The 16767-nt window shown below is 68.9% G+C and carries 18 protein-coding genes, 1 tRNA gene and 2 pseudogenes; 15 read left to right on the forward strand and 6 right to left on the reverse strand.

The window, feature by feature from the left end; all coding sequences use genetic code 11:
• The first annotated feature begins 134 nt into the window (after positions 1 to 134).
• The 3 genes from cmrA to ACJMNC_RS02600 all read left to right on the forward strand — a co-directional run bounded on the left by cmrA (position 135) and on the right by ACJMNC_RS02600 (position 1750).
• A complete protein-coding gene (gene cmrA, locus ACJMNC_RS02590; protein WP_408946371.1) occupies positions 135 to 944 on the forward strand; it encodes a mycolate reductase in 810 nt (269 codons plus the stop codon).
• 36 nt (positions 945 to 980) lie between these two features.
• The gene (orn, locus tag ACJMNC_RS02595; RefSeq protein ID WP_408946372.1) at positions 981 to 1577 is read left to right on the forward strand and encodes an oligoribonuclease; all 597 of its coding nucleotides are present in this window, start codon (positions 981 to 983) and stop codon (positions 1575 to 1577) included.
• 100 nt (positions 1578 to 1677) lie between these two features.
• Positions 1678 to 1750, forward strand: a tRNA-His gene (locus ACJMNC_RS02600).
• A gap of 143 nt (positions 1751 to 1893) precedes the next feature.
• Here the strand turns inward: ACJMNC_RS02600 and ACJMNC_RS02605 are convergent.
• Complete coding sequence (locus ACJMNC_RS02605; protein WP_408946373.1) at positions 1894 to 2199, reverse strand: 4a-hydroxytetrahydrobiopterin dehydratase; 306 nt, start codon at positions 2197 to 2199, stop codon at positions 1894 to 1896.
• 45 nt (positions 2200 to 2244) lie between these two features.
• On the opposite strand from ACJMNC_RS02605, the gene ACJMNC_RS02610 reads away from it, so the two are divergent.
• Positions 2245 to 2607, forward strand: coding sequence for a hypothetical protein (locus ACJMNC_RS02610; protein WP_408946374.1), 363 nt, complete (start codon positions 2245 to 2247; stop codon positions 2605 to 2607).
• A 109-nt stretch (positions 2608 to 2716) separates the two neighbouring features.
• On the opposite strand, the pseudogene ACJMNC_RS02615 reads toward ACJMNC_RS02610, so the two are convergent.
• Positions 2717 to 3496, reverse strand: a pseudogene (locus tag ACJMNC_RS02615) (LLM class flavin-dependent oxidoreductase); the annotation flags it as partial.
• Between the two features lie 35 nt (positions 3497 to 3531).
• Between ACJMNC_RS02615 and ACJMNC_RS02620 the strand changes: the two are divergent.
• The 11 genes from ACJMNC_RS02620 (at position 3532) to ACJMNC_RS02670 (ending at position 12958) form a co-directional block, all read left to right on the forward strand.
• Positions 3532 to 4968, forward strand: a complete 1437-nt coding sequence (locus ACJMNC_RS02620) for a recombinase family protein (RefSeq protein ID WP_138572852.1) — start codon at positions 3532 to 3534, stop codon at positions 4966 to 4968.
• 181 nt (positions 4969 to 5149) lie between these two features.
• Positions 5150 to 5362, forward strand: coding sequence for a hypothetical protein (locus ACJMNC_RS02625; protein WP_077350345.1), 213 nt, complete (start codon positions 5150 to 5152; stop codon positions 5360 to 5362).
• Positions 5362 to 5610 carry a hypothetical protein gene (locus ACJMNC_RS02630; RefSeq protein ID WP_077350343.1) on the forward strand — a complete coding sequence of 83 codons (249 nt, stop codon included), beginning with the start codon at positions 5362 to 5364 and terminating at the stop codon, positions 5608 to 5610. Before ACJMNC_RS02625 ends, ACJMNC_RS02630 begins: the two co-directional genes overlap by 1 nt.
• A 327-nt stretch (positions 5611 to 5937) precedes the next feature.
• On the forward strand, positions 5938 to 7362 hold the full coding sequence (locus tag ACJMNC_RS02635) for a Rep family protein (protein WP_077350339.1): 1425 nt from the start codon (positions 5938 to 5940) through the stop codon (positions 7360 to 7362).
• Positions 7359 to 7949 carry a hypothetical protein gene (locus tag ACJMNC_RS02640; RefSeq protein WP_408946375.1) on the forward strand — a complete coding sequence of 197 codons (591 nt, stop codon included), beginning with the start codon at positions 7359 to 7361 and terminating at the stop codon, positions 7947 to 7949. Before ACJMNC_RS02635 ends, ACJMNC_RS02640 begins: the two co-directional genes overlap by 4 nt.
• Complete coding sequence (locus ACJMNC_RS02645) at positions 7946 to 9232, forward strand: relaxase/mobilization nuclease domain-containing protein (protein WP_119030963.1); 1287 nt, start codon at positions 7946 to 7948, stop codon at positions 9230 to 9232. Before ACJMNC_RS02640 ends, ACJMNC_RS02645 begins: the two co-directional genes overlap by 4 nt.
• Positions 9183 to 9722, forward strand: a complete 540-nt coding sequence (locus ACJMNC_RS02650; protein ID WP_186349849.1) for a hypothetical protein — start codon at positions 9183 to 9185, stop codon at positions 9720 to 9722. The genes ACJMNC_RS02645 and ACJMNC_RS02650 overlap by 50 nt, the downstream gene beginning before the upstream one ends.
• A gap of 92 nt (positions 9723 to 9814) precedes the next feature.
• Positions 9815 to 10174, forward strand: coding sequence for a helix-turn-helix transcriptional regulator (locus ACJMNC_RS02655; protein WP_077350333.1), 360 nt, complete (start codon positions 9815 to 9817; stop codon positions 10172 to 10174).
• Positions 10171 to 12084: a cation-translocating P-type ATPase gene (locus ACJMNC_RS02660; RefSeq protein ID WP_174718230.1), complete on the forward strand. Its 1914-nt coding sequence runs from the start codon at positions 10171 to 10173 to the stop codon at positions 12082 to 12084. Before ACJMNC_RS02655 ends, ACJMNC_RS02660 begins: the two co-directional genes overlap by 4 nt.
• Complete coding sequence (lspA, locus tag ACJMNC_RS02665) at positions 12081 to 12635, forward strand: signal peptidase II (protein WP_077350329.1); 555 nt, start codon at positions 12081 to 12083, stop codon at positions 12633 to 12635. Before ACJMNC_RS02660 ends, lspA begins: the two co-directional genes overlap by 4 nt.
• Positions 12632 to 12958, forward strand: coding sequence for a hypothetical protein (locus ACJMNC_RS02670; protein ID WP_077350327.1), 327 nt, complete (start codon positions 12632 to 12634; stop codon positions 12956 to 12958). The genes lspA and ACJMNC_RS02670 overlap by 4 nt, the downstream gene beginning before the upstream one ends.
• 29 nt (positions 12959 to 12987) lie before the next feature.
• Here the strand turns inward: ACJMNC_RS02670 and ACJMNC_RS02675 are convergent.
• From ACJMNC_RS02675 to ACJMNC_RS02690, 4 genes and pseudogenes are all read right to left on the reverse strand, one after another.
• Positions 12988 to 13236, reverse strand: a pseudogene (locus ACJMNC_RS02675) (LLM class flavin-dependent oxidoreductase); the annotation flags it as partial.
• Between the two features lie 229 nt (positions 13237 to 13465).
• Positions 13466 to 13999, reverse strand: coding sequence for a class I SAM-dependent methyltransferase (locus ACJMNC_RS02680; RefSeq protein WP_408946376.1), 534 nt, complete (start codon positions 13997 to 13999; stop codon positions 13466 to 13468).
• Positions 14000 to 14127: 128 nt separating this feature from the next.
• The gene (locus ACJMNC_RS02685; protein WP_408946377.1) at positions 14128 to 15753 is read right to left on the reverse strand and encodes an ABC transporter permease; all 1626 of its coding nucleotides are present in this window, start codon (positions 15751 to 15753) and stop codon (positions 14128 to 14130) included.
• Complete coding sequence (locus ACJMNC_RS02690; protein ID WP_408946378.1) at positions 15750 to 16685, reverse strand: ATP-binding cassette domain-containing protein; 936 nt, start codon at positions 16683 to 16685, stop codon at positions 15750 to 15752. The genes ACJMNC_RS02685 and ACJMNC_RS02690 overlap by 4 nt, the downstream gene beginning before the upstream one ends.
• Positions 16686 to 16767 lie beyond the last annotated feature (82 nt).

Raw genomic sequence — 16767 nt, forward strand, 5'->3', positions numbered from 1 at the left:
GGCGACGCAGCACCGTCTCGCGCCGCCGCCACACATGCCCGATGGCACACCGCCGCCGCGCTCTGCCACGACGCAGCGGACAGCGCCGCCGACCGTCGAGCTCGCCGGTCTCCGCCGCCGCCTAGGATCGAGCCATGGCACTTCCCACCCCGTCCCCCACCAGCCATGCCGTCGTCACCGGCGCATCGTCGGGCATCGGTATGGCTCTCGCGCGCGTGCTCGCCGGCCGCGGCCACAACCTGATCCTCGTCGCCCGCCGAGCCGAGATCCTCGAAGACCTGGCGGTGGAGCTGCGCACCCGCTGCCGCGTCGAGGTGGATGTGCGCGCCACCGACCTCTCCGATGCGCAGGCCACCGCGGCGCTGGCGGCCGAGCTCGCCGACCGGGAGATCTCGATCCTGTGCAACAACGCGGGAATCGCCACCTTCGGTCCGGTCGCCGAACTCGATCCCGGCTACGAGCGCGCCCAGGTGCTGCTGAACGTGAATGCGGTACACGATCTGACCCTGGCCGTGCTGCCGCAGATGGTCCGGCGCGGCGCGGGCGGCATTCTGATGGTGGGTTCGGCGGCCGGCAACATGCCGATCCCCAACAATGCGACGTATGCGGCCACCAAGGCGTTCGTCAATACGTTCAGTGAGTCGCTGCGCGGCGAACTGTCCGGTTCGGGTGTGCATGTGACGCTGCTCGCGCCGGGACCGGTGCGCACCGCCACGCCGAGCGCCGAGGAGGCCTCCGTCGTGGACAAGGCCGTGCCCGACTTCCTCTGGCATTCTTCGGACCGGGTCGCCACGATGAGTCTGGACGCTCTGGCGCGCAACAAGATGCGTGTGGTCCCGGGGGCGCTGTCCAAGGCGATGTCGGTGGCCGGCGGCTACAGTCCGCGCGGTGTGGTCGCGCCGATCGTCGGACGGTTCTACGCCAAGCTCGGGGACGGCGAGTAGCGGTCCGCGAGCCGGCCGGCGTTAGAGTCGGAAGTCGTGGAAGACAAACTCGTCTGGATCGACTGTGAGATGACCGGCCTGAACACCGGTACCGACAAGCTCATCGAGATCGCGGCTCTGGTGACCGACAGCGACCTCAATGTGCTCGGCGACGGCGTGGACGTGGTGATTCACGCCGACGACGATGCGCTGGCCGCGATGCCCGACGTGGTCGTGAAGATGCACGCTCAGTCGGGACTGACCGACGAGGTCCGGGCGTCGACGGTCACCGTCGCCGAAGCCGAGAAACTGGTGCTGGACTACCTGCGCGAGTATGTGCCCGGTGGCGGTGTGCCGCTGGCCGGCAACTCGATCGGCACCGACCGCGGCTTCATCGCCCGCGACATGCCCGAACTCGACGCCTTCCTGCACTACCGGATGGTGGACGTCAGCTCCATCAAAGAGCTCTGCCGGCGCTGGTATCCGGCCATCTACTTCGGCCAACCGGAGAAGGGCATGGCCCACCGCGCCCTGGCCGATATCCGCGAGTCCATCCGGGAACTCCGCTACTACCGCAAGGCGGCGTTCGTGGCGCAGCCTGGACCGGATGCGCAGGCTCTCACCGCGATCGTCGACGAGCTCGGGCCGGCCTGAACCACAGGTCGGTAATCCGATTGGCGATGCCGGTCCCCGACCGGCTAGAGTGGTCGTCGGCTCGTTAAACGGTGTGTGAACATCGTGGCCGACGCCGATGGTGAGTGTAGTTCAGTTGGTAGAGCACCAGGTTGTGATCCTGGCTGTCGCGGGTTCGAGTCCCGTCACTCACCCCGAGACGAGACGTCCCCGTTCTGCCCACATGCAGGACGGGGACGTCTCGCATCCCGGTCCGCACACAGGCTGCCGAGCCTTGTGACGGTCCTGGCGTCACAAGTTGCGGCACCTTTCGGCCGCCCTGCGCAGCTCGGTGCACTCAGGCGGGGTCGAAGCCCAGTTCGGCGGCGATGGTGCTGATCTTCCGCGCCAGCGAGGTGTCGGCGTCGGTGAGACCGCCGGTGGCGTGTGTGGTGAGCCGCAGGCCGACCACGGGATACTGGAAGTCGATGTCCGGGTGATGGTCGGCCTCCTCGGCCACCCCGACGATCCGGACCACGAACTCCAGCCCGGCGGTCATCGTGCCGGTCGCGAAGCGCGCGACCAAGGCGCTGTCTTCCACCGTCCACGGCGCGCCCGCGGCGACACCGGCCTGCTCTGCCGTCAACTCCTGATATCTGCCCATACCTCGAGGCTATCGCCGTTGCCAGCGAACTGACAGGGTGCGCACATGGCCACGGCAGCCCGGCGCGATGAACTGGGTGCCATGACCACCACAACGCTTCCCCGCCAACTGTCCGGAACCGTCCTCGTCGTCAGCGACGGCACAGACCGGTCCCACACCCTGATCGATACTCTGCTCGCCGACGACCGCCCGATCGCCGTGCTGGGTCGGCGGGCCCACGAGGTGGCGCCCTACCTGAACGCAGCACTCCGCGATCGAGTGTGGACCGTGATCGCCGATCCGGCCGACCCCGATCAGGTCACCGAGGTGATCGAGAAGGCCACCGACCGGCTCGGCCCGGTCTGTCTGATCGCCGATCCGTCGGGGCTGATCGTCGACGTCGACGGTGCCGACCAGAAGGTCGCCTGAACCGCGCGGAGCCCGGGGAGTCCGTGACTCCCGGGCTCCGTCGTCCCGGTCAGCGTCGTCCCGGTCAGCGTCGTCCCGGTCGGCATTGTCCCGGTCAGCGTTGTCCCGGTCAGCGCCAGCCCAGTTCCGGGGCGACGTGGGTGAGGATCGACTCGAGGACGTGCACGTTGTAGTCCACGCCGAGCTGATTGGGAACGGTCAGCAGCACGGTGTCGGCCGCGGCGATCGCCTCGTCGGCGCGCAACTGCTCGATCAGCTCGTCCGGTTCACCGGCGTAGCTCTTGCCGAACCGCGCCACTCCGCCGTCGATGTGGCCCACCTGGTCAGTGCTGTGCCGGTCGCGCCCGAAGTACGCCCGGTCCCGGTCGTCGGTGAGCGCGAAGATGCTGCGGCTCACCGAGACCCGCGGCTCGCGGTCGAATCCCTGCGCCCGCCATTCGTCGCGGAAGCGCTGGATCTGCTCGGCCTGCAGCTGATGGAAGGGCACGCCGGTGTCCTCGGTGAGCAGCGTCGAACTCATCAGGTTCATCCCCTGCCGTGCGGTCCATTCGGCGGTCGCCCGGCTGCCGGCGCCCCACCAGATCCGTTCGCGCAGTCCGGCCGAGTAGGGCTCCACGCGCAGCAGACCCGGCGGGTTGGGGAACATCGGCTGGGGATTGGGCTGCGCGAAGCCCTGCCCCTCAATCACTTTCAGGAAGACCTCGGAGTGACGGCGGGCCATGTCGGCGTCGGTCTCGCCCTCGGCCGGGGTGTAGCCGAAGTACTTGTAACCGTCGACCACCTGCTCGGGTGATCCCCGGGAGATGCCCAGTTGCAGGCGCCCGCCGGCGAGCAGGTCGGCCGCGCCCGCGTCCTCGGCCATGTACAGCGGGTTCTCATAGCTTATATCGCGGTTGCAACACTCGTTCACGTAAGCTTGGTTGCATGGTTGAACTGGTATCGCTGAGGAAGACGAACGAGGTCGCCGCGTACGTCCGCGCCTCGATGGATCGCAAGGGCGACCGGTGGACGGTCGAGACCCAGTTGCGGAAGATCAGGGCTCTCGCCGAGGCCAAGGACTGGGAGGTCGTCGAGGTCTACGACGACAACGCTGTGTCGGCGACGAAGAAGCGCCGCGCTGGCACCCGGTGGGCCGAGATGCTGGACGACGCCCGCGCGGGCAGGTTCTCGATGGTCGTCGCCGTGGACATGGACCGCCTCCTGCGCAGCACGAAGGACCTGAACACGCTGATCGACCTCGGCCTGCGCGTCGTCACCGTGGACGGCGAGATCGACCTCTCGACGGCGGACGGCGAGTTCCGGGCGACGATGCTCGCCGCTCTCGCGCGGTTCGAGGCGCGCCGCAAGGCGGAGCGTCAGATCAGGTCGAACGAGCGCCGCCGCGCCGAGGGCATCCCGGCGTCCTCCTGGAAGGCGTTCGGCTGGACGAGGGAGGGTGAGCTGATCGAGGCGGAGGCCGACGCCGTACGGCGGGCCTTCGATGCGTTCCTCGGCGAGCCGTCGCTGTCGATCCGTCGCATCCGCGAGGACCTGAACAGCGCCGGTCATCTGACCGCGCGCGGGTCGGCGTTCTCCGTCGATGCCGTGCGGTACCTGCTGGCGAACCCGCTCTACGCTGGCTACATCAAGCACTACGCCTCGGGCGAGCTGTACCCGGTGCAGGGCGACGCGTTCCCGCCCATCGTTGGCGAGCAGACGTGGCGGGCCGCGGTGGCAAAGCTGGAGGACAACGTGCGGAGGTCGGCGAGGCAGGGCAACCAGCCGAAGTACCTCCTGTCCACGATTGGCCTGTGCGGGAAGTGCGGCGCGACGCTCGTCTCGGGGACCAACAGCCGCAAGCAGCCGACGTACCGCTGCGGCGAGCAGTTCCACCTCACCCGCCAGCGCGAGCCCGTCGATGCGATGGTCACCGAGGCGGTGCTCACCCGCCTGTCGTCGGTGGACGTGCACGACCTCGTGATGCCGCAGGAGGACGACGGGCCGGACCGCGAGGCGCTGCTGACCGAGCGGAACGCTCTGGTCGAGCGCGTCAAGGAGCTGAGCCCGCTGCTGCTGGACGTGCGCCAGCCCGTCCTGGAGATCACGGAGGCGATCAGGGGCGGAAAGGCCCGCATCGACCAGATCGACGCGGAGATACTCGACCGCTCGGTGTCGGTGGCGGCGAAGCTGCTGGGGGACGTGGACGAGTCGCTCGGCACCATGGAGCGCCGGGAGGTCGTCGAGTCGAAGTGGAAGGCCTTGGACATGGACCGCCGCCGGATGCTCGTGGACGAGCTGGTAACGGTGACCATCGAACCCATCGCGCCGGGTCACGTGAAGTTCGACCCCGACCTCATTCGAATAGAGCCGCGTCGCGACTGACACGCGAGTCGACTCGTCAGTGGACTGGTGAGTCGAGTCATGGGAGAATGGTTGCAGACAAGAAGATCCCACCGGGGCCGCGACTTAGAAGCGCGGGTTCTACTCCCGGATGAGTAGCCGGTCAAACAGCCCAACTACCGTGGCGGGGAACCGGAAGCACACTCATGTTTGAGGACTTCCGATGTCTGTCGTTATCGACGCTCCCCGCGCCTCCGCGCTGGACCGTCCTGGGCTCGACCAGGACCTGATCCCCGTTTCGCAAGCTGATGGGCTCGATCCCGTCATCGCCGTTGCCCTCGCCGCCGGTCGTCGTGCCGGTGAGCGCCTGACCAGCACGCCGCTGACCCCGCGCCAGCGCGCCGCCGTCGCCGCCGTGATGGGTGGTGGTCGCTGATGAGCGCCAACTCCGCTGCCTTCGACCACGTGAACGGCTTCCGCTGGCGTCTGGGCGATCCCACTCTCGCCGACGCGGAAGCGCATCTCTACGACCTCGGCGTGCTCCGCTCCGTGCTGGAAGAAGCCGTCGAGATCGCCGTCGCCGACGCCCGCGCCGATGGGGTGACCTGGGCGAGGATCGGCGATGCCCTCGGCGTCACGCATCAGGCCGTCATCAAGCGCTACCGCAAGGGCGGTGCCCGATGAGCACCACCGACTGCACCAGCGCCCTCGTGTCCGCCGACCTGACCCCGCCCGGAGGGCCTGCCCTGGCACCCGCCGGAGGCGGGCTGCCCGTCGTCGTGATGACCGCCGGAAGCCGTGTTCCGCACTCCAAGAGTTTCGGGAGCTTCATTCGTTCCTACGGGCGCGGCAAGGGCTTGTCGATTGCCGCGCCATGCACCAACATGCCTGGTCAGGAGCCGGTTCCGCCCTCGCACCGCCGCGTGACCTCGCGGGATCATTTGGGGTCTCATTTGGGGGTCAATAGGGGGTCATTTAAGGCGCCGCACGCTCCTTACGATGTCGCGGGCGGTGGTCGCCGTGGCTAAGCAGGAGAACAACCCCACGAGCATCGGACTCACGCAGTACCTCGATCCGTCGTACTGGACCTGGGCTGCCGAGGATGCGAACGGGGCCGCGCTGCTCCAGCAGGGGGCCGGGCCGATCCTCACCTACATCGTGCAGCGGCTCGAGGCGGTCGGCTGCGAAGTCGTCGAGGCCTACGGCATCGTGCACGACAAGGACGAGCGCGAGGTCTGGAGCGACACGGAGAAGGCACTCGTGGTCGAGCCGAAGCCGGATCACCTGCACGCGGTGATCAAGTTCGCCAGTCGTTCGAAGAGCGCGCCGCTGGATCGGCTCGCGTTCGGCATCGGCGTCGAGCCGCAGTACGTCGAGAAGCCCGGTCGCGGACGCTACGCCTTCGACAACATGCTGTCGTACCTGACGCACGTGAAGTACGCGGACAAGCACCAGTACGCCCCTTCGGAGGTCGCCACGGTGCGCGGGCCGGACTACCTCGGCATCGACGCCCTGCGCCGGGAGACGTGGCTCAAGGGCCGCGCCCACGTGAAGAAGAAGGTCGTCGCCGAGAACTTCGAGGACATGCGCGAGCGGGTGCTCCAGGGCGAGATCACGCGCGATCAGATCATGCTCACCGATGGCCTGTTCGACATCTACTCGCGGCATCAGCGGGAGATCGACGACGCACTGTCGGCCTATGGTCAGCGCCGCGCGTATCGGGCGGCAGCGAAGCTCCGCGCCGGTGATTTCTCAACGCATGTGGTGTTCGTCCACGGGGATGCCGGGATCGGCAAGACGCGGTTCGCAACGGACTTCATCATGGCGGCGATTGACGCGGCGAACGCGAACGGCGAGCGGTGGCAGGTCTACCGGGCCGCGACGGGCAACCCGCTCGATGACTGGCGCGGGGAGGAGGTTCTGCTGCTCGACGATCTGCGGGCTTCGGCGATGGATGCGAACGACTGGCTGTTGCTGCTCGATCCGTACAACGCCTCCCCGGCGAAGGCGCGTTACAAGAACAAGGGCGAGGTGGCTCCGCGACTGATCGTCATCACGGCCACCATCGAGCCGGTCGAGTTCTTCTTCTACGCCCGCCAGAAGGGCAACGTGGACGAGGCGCTGGACCAGTTCATCCGTCGCCTGGCATCGGTCGTGAAGGTGTTCCGCGCCGACGATATCAACCGCTACCTCGTGCAGCACATCGGGAAGATCGAGCCCTACGAGTGGCATCAGTGCAGCCTTCCGGCGGCCGCGCACACGCCGGGCGTCAACGGCAACTCGTACCACCAGCAGGTGGCTCCGTCGCGCGAGCTCACCTACGGTCCGGAGACCTCCGCGGAGCACGACGCCGAGAGCGCGGTTGTCGAACTGCTGAGCGGGCTCGCGGTGCGCAGCCCGGACGTGCCGCTGGCGCTGATCGGAGGTGCGGCATGAGCGCCGATCAGCACCCGCTCTTCCAGGGGATCGAAGGGGGCGGAGCCCCCTCGCAAGCACGGCTGGAGGACACGAGCGTCAGCGATGTGTCCGACAGGCCTACTGCTTGCCACTCTGGCGTACAGGTGGAGCAGCAGGCCGACTCCCAGGTGAAAACCGGTCGGGCTGATGCGGAGGCTGTGCGCCAGAGTCACGGCGGCGCGAAGCGTCGTCGTGGGGGCGGCGGGCGGCTTGATACGCGCTTCGATGAGGCCACGCTCGGGGCGCTGCGCACTCGTGCGGAGCGGCTCGGGCTGGCTCCGAGCACCTGGGTGCGGAGCGTCGTGCGCGATGCTCTGCACGCCTCCCGGAGCGAGGAGCTGGACGCCGCCGTGGCCGCGCACCTGCTCGGCGTCGAGGCGCGCGTGCAGGCCTCGGCGGACGCCCGGGAGCTTGCCGCGCAGGTGCGCCCGCTGGCGATCAACGTCAACGACCTGGACCGCCGCGCGCGGGCCGGCGAGGCGGTCGCGCTGTCGGCGGAGGTGCCCGAGCTGATCGAGCTGCTGCGCGAGGTCCGGACCCTGCTCGGGGATCGGACGGCCTCATGAGCACCACGCACTACAGCCCGAGCACCAGCGCCGGAGACACGGAGCGCTACATCCGTGGCAAGGAGGACGAGCGCGGGGTCGCGATCACGTGCGACGTGCCGGGAGGCCCCGGCGCATTCTCGGCCCGCGCCCGCGCGCTCACGCAGAACACGAAGCGCGACGTCGAGGCACTGCACTACCGGCAGTCGTTCAGCGACGAGGAGTTCGACTCGAGCAGCCCGGAGGACGTGCAGCGGGTGAACGATCTGGGCTACCAGCTCGCGAAGAAGATGCACCCGGACTCGGACTGCCTCGTGGTCAGCCACGTGGATGGTCGGGGCAAGAAGCCGCACAACCACATCCTCGTGATCAATCACAGCAACCGGACCGGAAAGGCCCTCTCGGATTACCGCACGTTCCACGACCGCAAAGCCGGGAACCAGCGGGGCGTGCAGTCGGCGAACGACGAGTTGATGCGCGATCACGGCCTCTCGGTCGTGAAGCGGCTGGAGCACGCCCCGAAGGACTGGGAGCTGCGCCGCGAGGACTTCGCCGAGGGCGGTCTCGACCGCGAGATGGGCGACCGGATGAGCGCCGCCCTGGCCGATCCCCGGTCGGTGGACAAGGCCGGTCTTGAGGCGGTGATCGCGGAGCAGAACCAGCAGCTCGGCGGCGACGGGGAGCGGGTGCCGCGGATGCGCCTGCACAGCCCAGTCAGCAAGAAGGGCAAGCGCGCCGGTCAGGAGACCTGGACGCTCTACATCGAGGACCGCCGCGGCGAGTCCGGGCGCGCTGAGCGCCGCAAGCGCACGAGTGCGCTCTCGGCGGATTTCACACCGGAGGGCGCAGCCGCGTTCTTCGACTACCACCAGCAGCAGAAGGAGCAGGAACATGAGCGCAGCGCTCGACAGGCTGAAGCAGCAGAACGCGCACGAGCAGCCGCCGCAGCAGCTCGGCAGTCCGGCGACGATGGAGGTGTTGACCTCGATCCTCACCGCCGTCGAGGCGCAGAACGCGAGGCTCGACCGGCTGGCCGAGCAGCAGAAGAAGCTCGCGGGGTTCGTGAAGGTCATGGACGAGGAGACGACGAGGCGGCTGGAGAGGATCGCGGCCCCGGCGTCGACCTCCTCGCCCTCCAGCGACGTGTCCGCGAGGATCGCGAGTATCGAGAGCAGGCAGAACGAGATCGCGAGCACGCTCGGCGAGTTCGCGCGGAGTCTCAACGGCGAGAGCTTGAACGCCGCGTCGCGGAGCTTGGTCGCGGAGGCGCAGAAGAATCACGCGGCTACGGCCTCGGCGATTGAGGGGCTCAAGGCGCAGGCCGCAGCGAACCAGAAGCTCGTGAGCCAGGTCGGCGGAGCCGTGCAGCGGATCGAGAAGCGCACCGAGGAGCGGGTCGAGAAGGCCGTCGAGCAGGTCACCGGGGAGGCCTCGGCGACGATGACGGCAAACCTCGACGCGTCGAACGAGCGGGCCGAGCGGATCATCGCCGCCACGGCGAAGCTGGAGACCCGTCAGCTCTGGTCGGCTGCCGCCGCGATGTGCCTCGCACTCCTGCCGGTGGTCGTGGTCATCGCTGGGCTCTGGATGGGTATCGCCGGTCTCATCACGGGCGCTCAGTGGGCGCTGGAAGTGGACGGGAGCGTATGGCTCGGAATCGGGCGGTGGCTCGTGGTCGGTGTGGGCCTCGCCGGGGCCAGCTACGGGCTCTTCGCGTCCGTCCGCTGGGTCGCTGGCCTCGTGGAGACCTGGAAGGACCGCGGGCTGCCGAAGTGGCCGCGCTGGCGAAAGTAGGCGACCAGGGTTCCCGAGGGCAAGCGCGCGGAGCGCGTGCGGCAGCCCTGGCGAGTCGACAATAAGTCAGCCAACACTGTATAGTTCAGTGCATGCTGACTGTTGCTTCTCGTCTCGACGTCATGAACCGGCTCGGCCGGGCCATGGCGGACCCGACGCGCTCCCGGATTCTGATGACCCTGCTCGACGGCCCGAGCTACCCGGCCGTGCTCTCGCGCGAGCTGGAGCTGACTCGCTCGAACGTCTCCAACCACCTGACCTGTCTGCGCGACTGCGGCATCGTCGTCGCCGAGCCGGAGGGGCGGCAGACGCGCTACGAGATCGCCGACCCGCATCTGGCGGCGGCGCTCACCGCACTGGTGGACGTGACGCTCGCTGTCGACGAGCACGCGCCCTGCGTGGACTCTTCGTGCACAGTGCCGGGTTGCTGCGGGACGGGGGCGGGCGAGTGAGCGCGGCGTGCGGCTGCGAGCACGACGAGCCTGAGACCACTTCGGGAGAGGAAGCCGAGGAGGCGGCGCGTCCCTGGTGGCGGGACCGCGGGATCATGGTCCCGGTCTTCTCCGGCGTCGCGTTCCTGACCGGCCTGGTGCTGGAGTGGGCGGGGCTGGAGGTCCCGGCGCTGGTGCTGTTCTGGATCGGTCTGCTGTTGGGCGCGTCGACCTTCACCCCGGGCGCGATCCGGAAGCTGTTCAAGGGCAAGCTCGGCATCGGCCTGCTGATGACGATCAGCGCGGTCGGCGCGGTGATCCTCGGGTATGTCGAGGAGGCCGCCGCCCTGGCGTTCCTGTACTCGATCGCTGAGGCGCTGGAGGACAAGGCCATGGACCGTGCCCGCGGCGGGCTGCGGGCGCTGCTCAAGCTCGTCCCGGAGACCGCGACCATCCGCCGCGACGGAGCATCGGTCGAGGTCCCGGCGAAGGACCTGGCTGTCGGTCAGCTGATGCTGGTGCGGCCGGGTGAGCGGATCGCGACCGACGGCATCGTCCGCACGGGACGCTCCAGCCTGGATACGTCCGCGATCACTGGCGAGTCGATCCCGGTCGAAGTCGAACCCGGCGACACTGTCTCCGCGGGCGCGATCAACACCGCTGGGGCGCTCGAGGTCGAGACGACCGCGGCGGGCACCGACAACTCGCTGACCACGATCGTCGACCTGGTGGAGAAGGCGCAGGCAGAGAAGGGCGACCGCGCCCGCCTCGCCGACCGCATCGCCCGGCCCCTCGTCCCGGGCGTGCTGATCCTCGCCGCCCTCGTCGCGATCATCGGGTCGCTGCTCGGCGACCCGGAGCTGTGGATCACCCGCGCCCTCGTCGTGCTCGTGGCGGCATCTCCCTGCGCGCTGGCGATCTCGGTTCCGCTGACCGTGGTGGCCGCGATCGGGTCGGCGAGCAAGTTCGGCGTGATCATCAAGTCCGGGGCCGTGTTCGAACGGTTCGGCGTGATCCGCCACGTCGCCGTCGACAAGACCGGCACCCTGACCCGCAACGAGCCCGCCGTCACCGCCGTCCTCACCGCCGAGGGCGTGACCGAGAAGCAGGCGCTGGCCTGGGCCGCCGCGCTCGAGCAGCACAGCACCCACCCCCTTGCGGCCGCGATCACCGCCGCGGCCCCCGGGGCCCCCGCGGCTGACGGTGTGACCGAGCAGGCCGGGCACGGCATCGAGGGAACCCTCGACGGTGCGCGGATCACGGTCGGCAGCCCGCGCTGGCTCGACGCCGGGACGCTCGGCGAGCAGGTTGCTGGGCTGGAGGAGCAGGGCATGACGGTCGTGATCGTGCACCGCGACGGCACGCCGGTCGCCGCGATTGGCGTCCGCGACGAGCTGCGTCCCGAGGTCCCCGAGGTCGTCCGCACCCTCGCCGCACAGGGCATCGGGGTCACCATGCTCACCGGCGACAATGCTCGCACCGCCCGCGCCCTCGCCGCCCAAGCCGGGATCGGCGACGTGCGTGCCGAGCTGCGCCCGGAGGACAAGGCCGCCGCGATCGCAGAACTCGGCGAGAAGGGGGCTGTGGCGATGATCGGCGACGGCATCAACGACGCTCCCGCCCTCGCCGCTGCCGACATCGGCATCGCGATGGGCGCGACCGGCTCGGATGCCGCGATTGAGTCCGCCGACGTCGCGTTCACCGGCCACGACCTGCGCCTGCTGCCGCGTGCGTTCGACCACGCCCGCCGCGGACGGCACATCATCAACCAGAACATCATCCTTTCGCTGCTGATCATCACCGCCCTGCTCCCGCTCGCCCTCTTCGGCGTCCTGGGGCTCGCGGCCGTGGTGCTCGTGCACGAGATCGCCGAGGTCGTCGTGATCCTCAACGGCCTGCGGGCTGCCCGGACCCGGAAGAGCGCCGCGTGACTGCGCAGGACGCCGTTGTCGTCGAGTCGACGGGCGGGGCATCCACGAGGAGCAGGCAGGCGCTCGTCGTCGCCCTCGTCGTCGCGGCGCTCGCTCTGGCGATCGATCAAGGCTCGAAGGTCCTCGCCGCGGCGCAGCTGACCCAGGGCGAGCGGATCCCGCTGGTCGGCGACCTGTTCGGGCTGTCGCTGGTCTACAACCCCGGAGCCGCGTTCTCGATCGGTTCCGGGGCCACCTGGATCTTCACGATCAGCGGCCTCCTCGCCGCCGTGGCGGTGGTCGTGTTTGCCGCACGGATGCGCGGGGCGCGGTGGGGCGTCGCGCTGGGGCTGGTCCTCGGCGGCGCGGTCGGCAACCTCGTCGACCGGCTCGTGAACTCGCCCGCGTTCGGGCAGGGGCACGTCACGGACTTCCTCGCCTACGGCGACCTGTTCGTCGGGAACGTCGCCGACGTCTTCGTCGTCGCCGGTGTCGGCCTGGTATGTCTGAACCTCCTCACGCAGACCCCTCGCACGACAGCTGAGGGTGAACGAACGGAAGAAGCTTCATGAAGGTGGAACTGCTGCACATCGCCGACTGCCCGAACACGGGAATCGCCGAAGCCAACGCACGGGCAGCGCTGGACGCTCTCGGACTCGGGGCCGTGCCTGTCGAGCTGGTGACGATCGGGACCGAGGCCGAAGCGGCGAACACTGGGTTCGGAGGCTCGCCTACGATTCTCGTCGACGGCATCGACCTGTTCCCGACAACACTCGTTCACTCACTGGCGTGCCGTGTCTATGTGGCTGAGAACGGTTTCGCCGGCGCACCGGCGGCAACACAGATCGATGAGGCGTTGCGCGACCGCATGCAAGGCGGCGAGAGCGACCGATAAGGCGAGTGTTGCAACCGCGACATGCGCTACCGCATGTCGATGACACCCGTGCCGATCTCGATGGTCGAGGTCCGCGCACCGATGGCGGCGAGCAGTGGGAACGGCGAGCCGAGCTGCCGCGCGAAGTGGTGCACGCGGAAGTAGGCGCCGTCGACGCCGAGTTCTTCGGCGGCCAACGCCAGTTCCACCGATTGAGTGAGCACATCGGCCGCGGTGCGGGCCTGCGATCCGAGGCCGTCGGACCAGTGGCCGAACGAGAGGAATCCGATCTTCTTCATGACGGCTATAACCGTACCGCGGTCCGGTTTCATTCCGCCATCCCCCTGCACGGAAACGGGATCGTCCGAGAATGACATCTACACACAACTCTGTGTCATACGATTACCCGCATCGCCTCGTCGCCGCACGCCGGCGAGCGCTCACCGAACCGTCATCTGGTACTCCCCCCCCCACCGCGATGCGCTGACCCCCCGCCCACCCTCGGCGCGCGGGGACGGGTCGGGAGGTCTAACCGAGGACTTCCATGCGACGGGCACAGATCGCGCCGTGCGGGCGACTGCCGGGGTCGGTTCGCGCATAGGTCTGCACAACGTCGAATCCCGCACGGGCCAGTTCCTCGGCCATCGCGTCGACCGGCCAGAACCATGCGGTGGTGACGACGTGATCGAACGGCTCCACCTGCGCACCGTCGAAGAACCCGAGCAGTAGCGTGCCACCGGGCCGCAGCACCCGCGCGAACTCCCCCATGATCACCGGGACGCGCTCCGGCTCGGTGTGGATCACCGAGTACCAGCTCAACAGACCCCCGAAGGAACTGTCGTCGAAGGGCAGCGCCGCGAGGTCTGCGACCTGGAACCGTAGATGCGGGAAGCGAGCGGCAGCCCCGTCGACGAATCCGGGGACGAGGTCGACTCCCTCCGCCTCGAGGCCGCGGTCACCGAGGAAAGCCGTCCAGTGCCCTGGACCGCTCCCCGCGTCGAGCACCGGCCCTCGCACCGTGTCGGCCCACTCGGCGATGACCCTGCGATCGTCGGCGGCCATCGCCTCGATCGAGCCGAAAAGCTCGGTGTACTCGACCGCCCTGGACCCGTAACCACTGCGGATCTGCTCGATCGTCGATGCGCCCCCGGCCGCTGTTGTTCGGTGATTCGTCACGACTCTGCCCCGTGTCAAGGGATGTCGCGCCGCCGGAAGCCGGCGAAGCCGCCGACGACCAGACCCACCGCGATCACACCCACCCACAGCAGACCCCACAGATCCGGGTCGGCCAGCGCCACCGGCGGCACGTGATAGAAGGGACTGAACCCGAGCAGCCAGTTCGGCAGCTTCAGCGACGGCCCGAGCAGCGTGAGGGCCAGCGAGCCGACCACGCCGAGCCAGCTCGCCACCCGCGCCACCGGCACCACGCCGACGATGAACGCCGCCACCCCGATGACCGCCCATACCGCGGGAAGCACTGCCAGCGTCTGCAGCAGCACGTCGGCGAAGCTCAATCCGATGCCGGCGGACATGCCGAACAGACCCATCACCGAGCCCGCGATCAGCACGTACAGCACCGGAGCCCCCAGGGCCACCAGCATTCCCGCCCCGAAGTACCGGGACCGAGTCACCGCCCCGGCCAGCACCGGCTCGGCGTGATCCTCGAGTTCCTCGGTGCGGATCCGGTTGACCGTCTGCACTCCGGGAATCGACACGATGATGCCCACCAGCGAGGCGATGGTGGCGACGAAGGTGGCCGAGAGCGCCTCCGGCGAACTGGCGCCGTGAGCGAAGAGCTGCGCCATGAACGGATTGCCTTCGAGGATCTCGCGCATGGAGCGGATGAAGTAGCCGAAGACCACGCCGAGCCCGGCGAAGGCCAGCGCCCAGTAGACCAGCGGGGACCGGTTCAGCCGGACCATCAGCCCCAGCGGCGTGTGCACCCGGCCGCGGTCGGGTCCCGGCGGGGTCGCGAAGATCCCCTGCCCGAAGTCCCGGGCCGATTGGGCGGCGAAGGCCGCCCCGGCGAGCACCACGGCGAGCACCACCACCAGCGCCAACGGCCACCAGCGGCCGCCTTCGGCCGGATGCGTCTCCTGCACCCAGCACAGCGGGTTGATCCAGACGAGCCATCCCGGCACATCCACCGCGTAGAAGAAGCCCCGCAAGATGAAGAACACGCCCAGTGCGCCGATCGCGGCACTGCTGGCCGCCCGGGCGTCGCCGGCCAGTTGCGCCGTCACCCCGGCGAGCGCCCCGAAGAGCCAGCCGGTGGCGGTGAAGCCGGCCCCGAGAAGCAGTGACGACTCCCAGCCGACCCCGCAGAAGGCGGTGATCACCCCGGACAGCACGCCGGCGACCAGCGACATGATGCCGCACATCGCCAGTGCGGTGAGCAGCCGCGCGTTGCGGCCCATCACGCCTGCGGCGAGGAACTCGGCCTGCCCGGAATCCTCCTGCGCCCGAGTGGCTTTCACGACGACGAGGATGGCGCCGAGGGCCACGACGAAGCCGCCGATGGCCATGCCGCGCCAGGCGTTGAAGCCGTCGAGGGTGCTGACGTCGCCAGCCGGGCCGAAGATCAGTCCCAGTGCCGGATTCCCCGCGATGGTCTGGTTCAGCGCTTGCCGTTCCTGTTCGGTGCGGCCCAGCAATTCGAAGCCGAGCACCGAGGTGAGGGTGAGGATCGTCGGCACCACCATCCACGGCGCCAGCGAGCGGATCTCGGCGCGCAGCGAGACCCGCAGCAGCGAGCCGGTACCGGTGACGCTGGAGGCCGGCCGGGCCCGGTGCGTCGCGGGCGCGGACGCGGTCACCGGTTGCCCGCCTTCGAACCGTTCGCGGCCTCCTGCTGTTCCTCCGGTTCGTCGTCGTAGAGCCGCAGGAACAGACTCTCCAGCGACGGCGGCTCGATGGTCAGGGCGCTGATGCCGCGCTGGGTGAGCGCGGCCACGGCCTCACCGATGTGGTCGCCGTCGACGGTGGCGTGGACCTGGCTGCCGGACACCTCGAGATCGTGCAGGACCGGCACCGACTCCAGTCCGTCGACGTTCTCGAGGGTCACGTGAACGGTGTTGCGCGCATGGCCGCGGATCTCGGCGAGAGTGCCGGTCTCCACAATGGTGCCGTCACGGATGATGCTGACCCTGTCGGCCAGCGCCTCGACCTCACTCATGATGTGGCTCGACAGCAGCACACCGGTGCCCCGGGCGACGGCCTCGGCGACGGCCTCCTGGAAGACCTGTTCCATCAGCGGGTCGAGTCCCGAGGTGGGCTCGTCGAGAATGAGCAGATCCACGTTCGAGGCCAGCGCGGCGACGATCGCCACCTTCTGCCGGTTGCCCTTGGAGTACTGGCGACCGCGCTTGGTGGTGTCGAGTTCGAAACGCTCGACCAGGTCCGCGCGCCGGGTCTCGTCCAGACCCCCGCGGAGCGAGCCGAGCAGATCGATCGCCTCGCCGCCGGTCATCGACGGCCAGAGGGAGACGTCGCCGGGCACGTACGCGAGCCGGCGGTGCAACTCCACCACGTCGCGCCAGGGGTCGCCGCCGAGCAGCCGGACCCGGCCGGCATCGGCGTGCAGCAATCCCAGCAGCACCCGGATGGTGGTGGACTTCCCGGCGCCGTTCGGCCCGAGAAAGCCGTGCACCTGACCGCGCGGCACCTGCAGGTTCACCCCGTTGAGCGCCTGAAACTTCCCGAAGTACTTGTCCAGGCCCTCTACATCGATGGCCAATCGGTCCGACATCGCTCTCCTCGGGTCGGCGGGTGCACCGGATCCCCTCCGGTTTTTCTACAACTGTTGAAGATAGCGTATCCGTGGTGATTCG

The sequence above is a fragment of the Gordonia sp. VNK21 genome, from assembly GCF_046098115.1.
Lineage (GTDB): Bacteria > Actinomycetota > Actinomycetes > Mycobacteriales > Mycobacteriaceae > Gordonia.

Coding starts and splice junctions, on each gene's coding strand:
- cmrA (WP_408946371.1), top strand. CDS start 135: ATGGCACTTCCCACCCCGTCCCCCACCAGCCATGCCGTCGTCACCGGC.
- ACJMNC_RS02605 (WP_408946373.1), bottom strand. CDS start 2,199: ATGGGCAGATATCAGGAGTTGACGGCAGAGCAGGCCGGTGTCGCCGCG.
- ACJMNC_RS02610 (WP_408946374.1), top strand. CDS start 2,245: ATGGCCACGGCAGCCCGGCGCGATGAACTGGGTGCCATGACCACCACA.
- ACJMNC_RS02620 (WP_138572852.1), top strand. CDS start 3,532: ATGGTTGAACTGGTATCGCTGAGGAAGACGAACGAGGTCGCCGCGTAC.
- ACJMNC_RS02625 (WP_077350345.1), top strand. CDS start 5,150: ATGTCTGTCGTTATCGACGCTCCCCGCGCCTCCGCGCTGGACCGTCCT.
- ACJMNC_RS02630 (WP_077350343.1), top strand. CDS start 5,362: ATGAGCGCCAACTCCGCTGCCTTCGACCACGTGAACGGCTTCCGCTGG.
- ACJMNC_RS02640 (WP_408946375.1), top strand. CDS start 7,359: ATGAGCGCCGATCAGCACCCGCTCTTCCAGGGGATCGAAGGGGGCGGA.
- ACJMNC_RS02645 (WP_119030963.1), top strand. CDS start 7,946: ATGAGCACCACGCACTACAGCCCGAGCACCAGCGCCGGAGACACGGAG.
- ACJMNC_RS02655 (WP_077350333.1), top strand. CDS start 9,815: ATGCTGACTGTTGCTTCTCGTCTCGACGTCATGAACCGGCTCGGCCGG.
- ACJMNC_RS02670 (WP_077350327.1), top strand. CDS start 12,632: ATGAAGGTGGAACTGCTGCACATCGCCGACTGCCCGAACACGGGAATC.
- ACJMNC_RS02680 (WP_408946376.1), bottom strand. CDS start 13,999: ATGGCCGCCGACGATCGCAGGGTCATCGCCGAGTGGGCCGACACGGTG.
- ACJMNC_RS02690 (WP_408946378.1), bottom strand. CDS start 16,685: ATGTCGGACCGATTGGCCATCGATGTAGAGGGCCTGGACAAGTACTTC.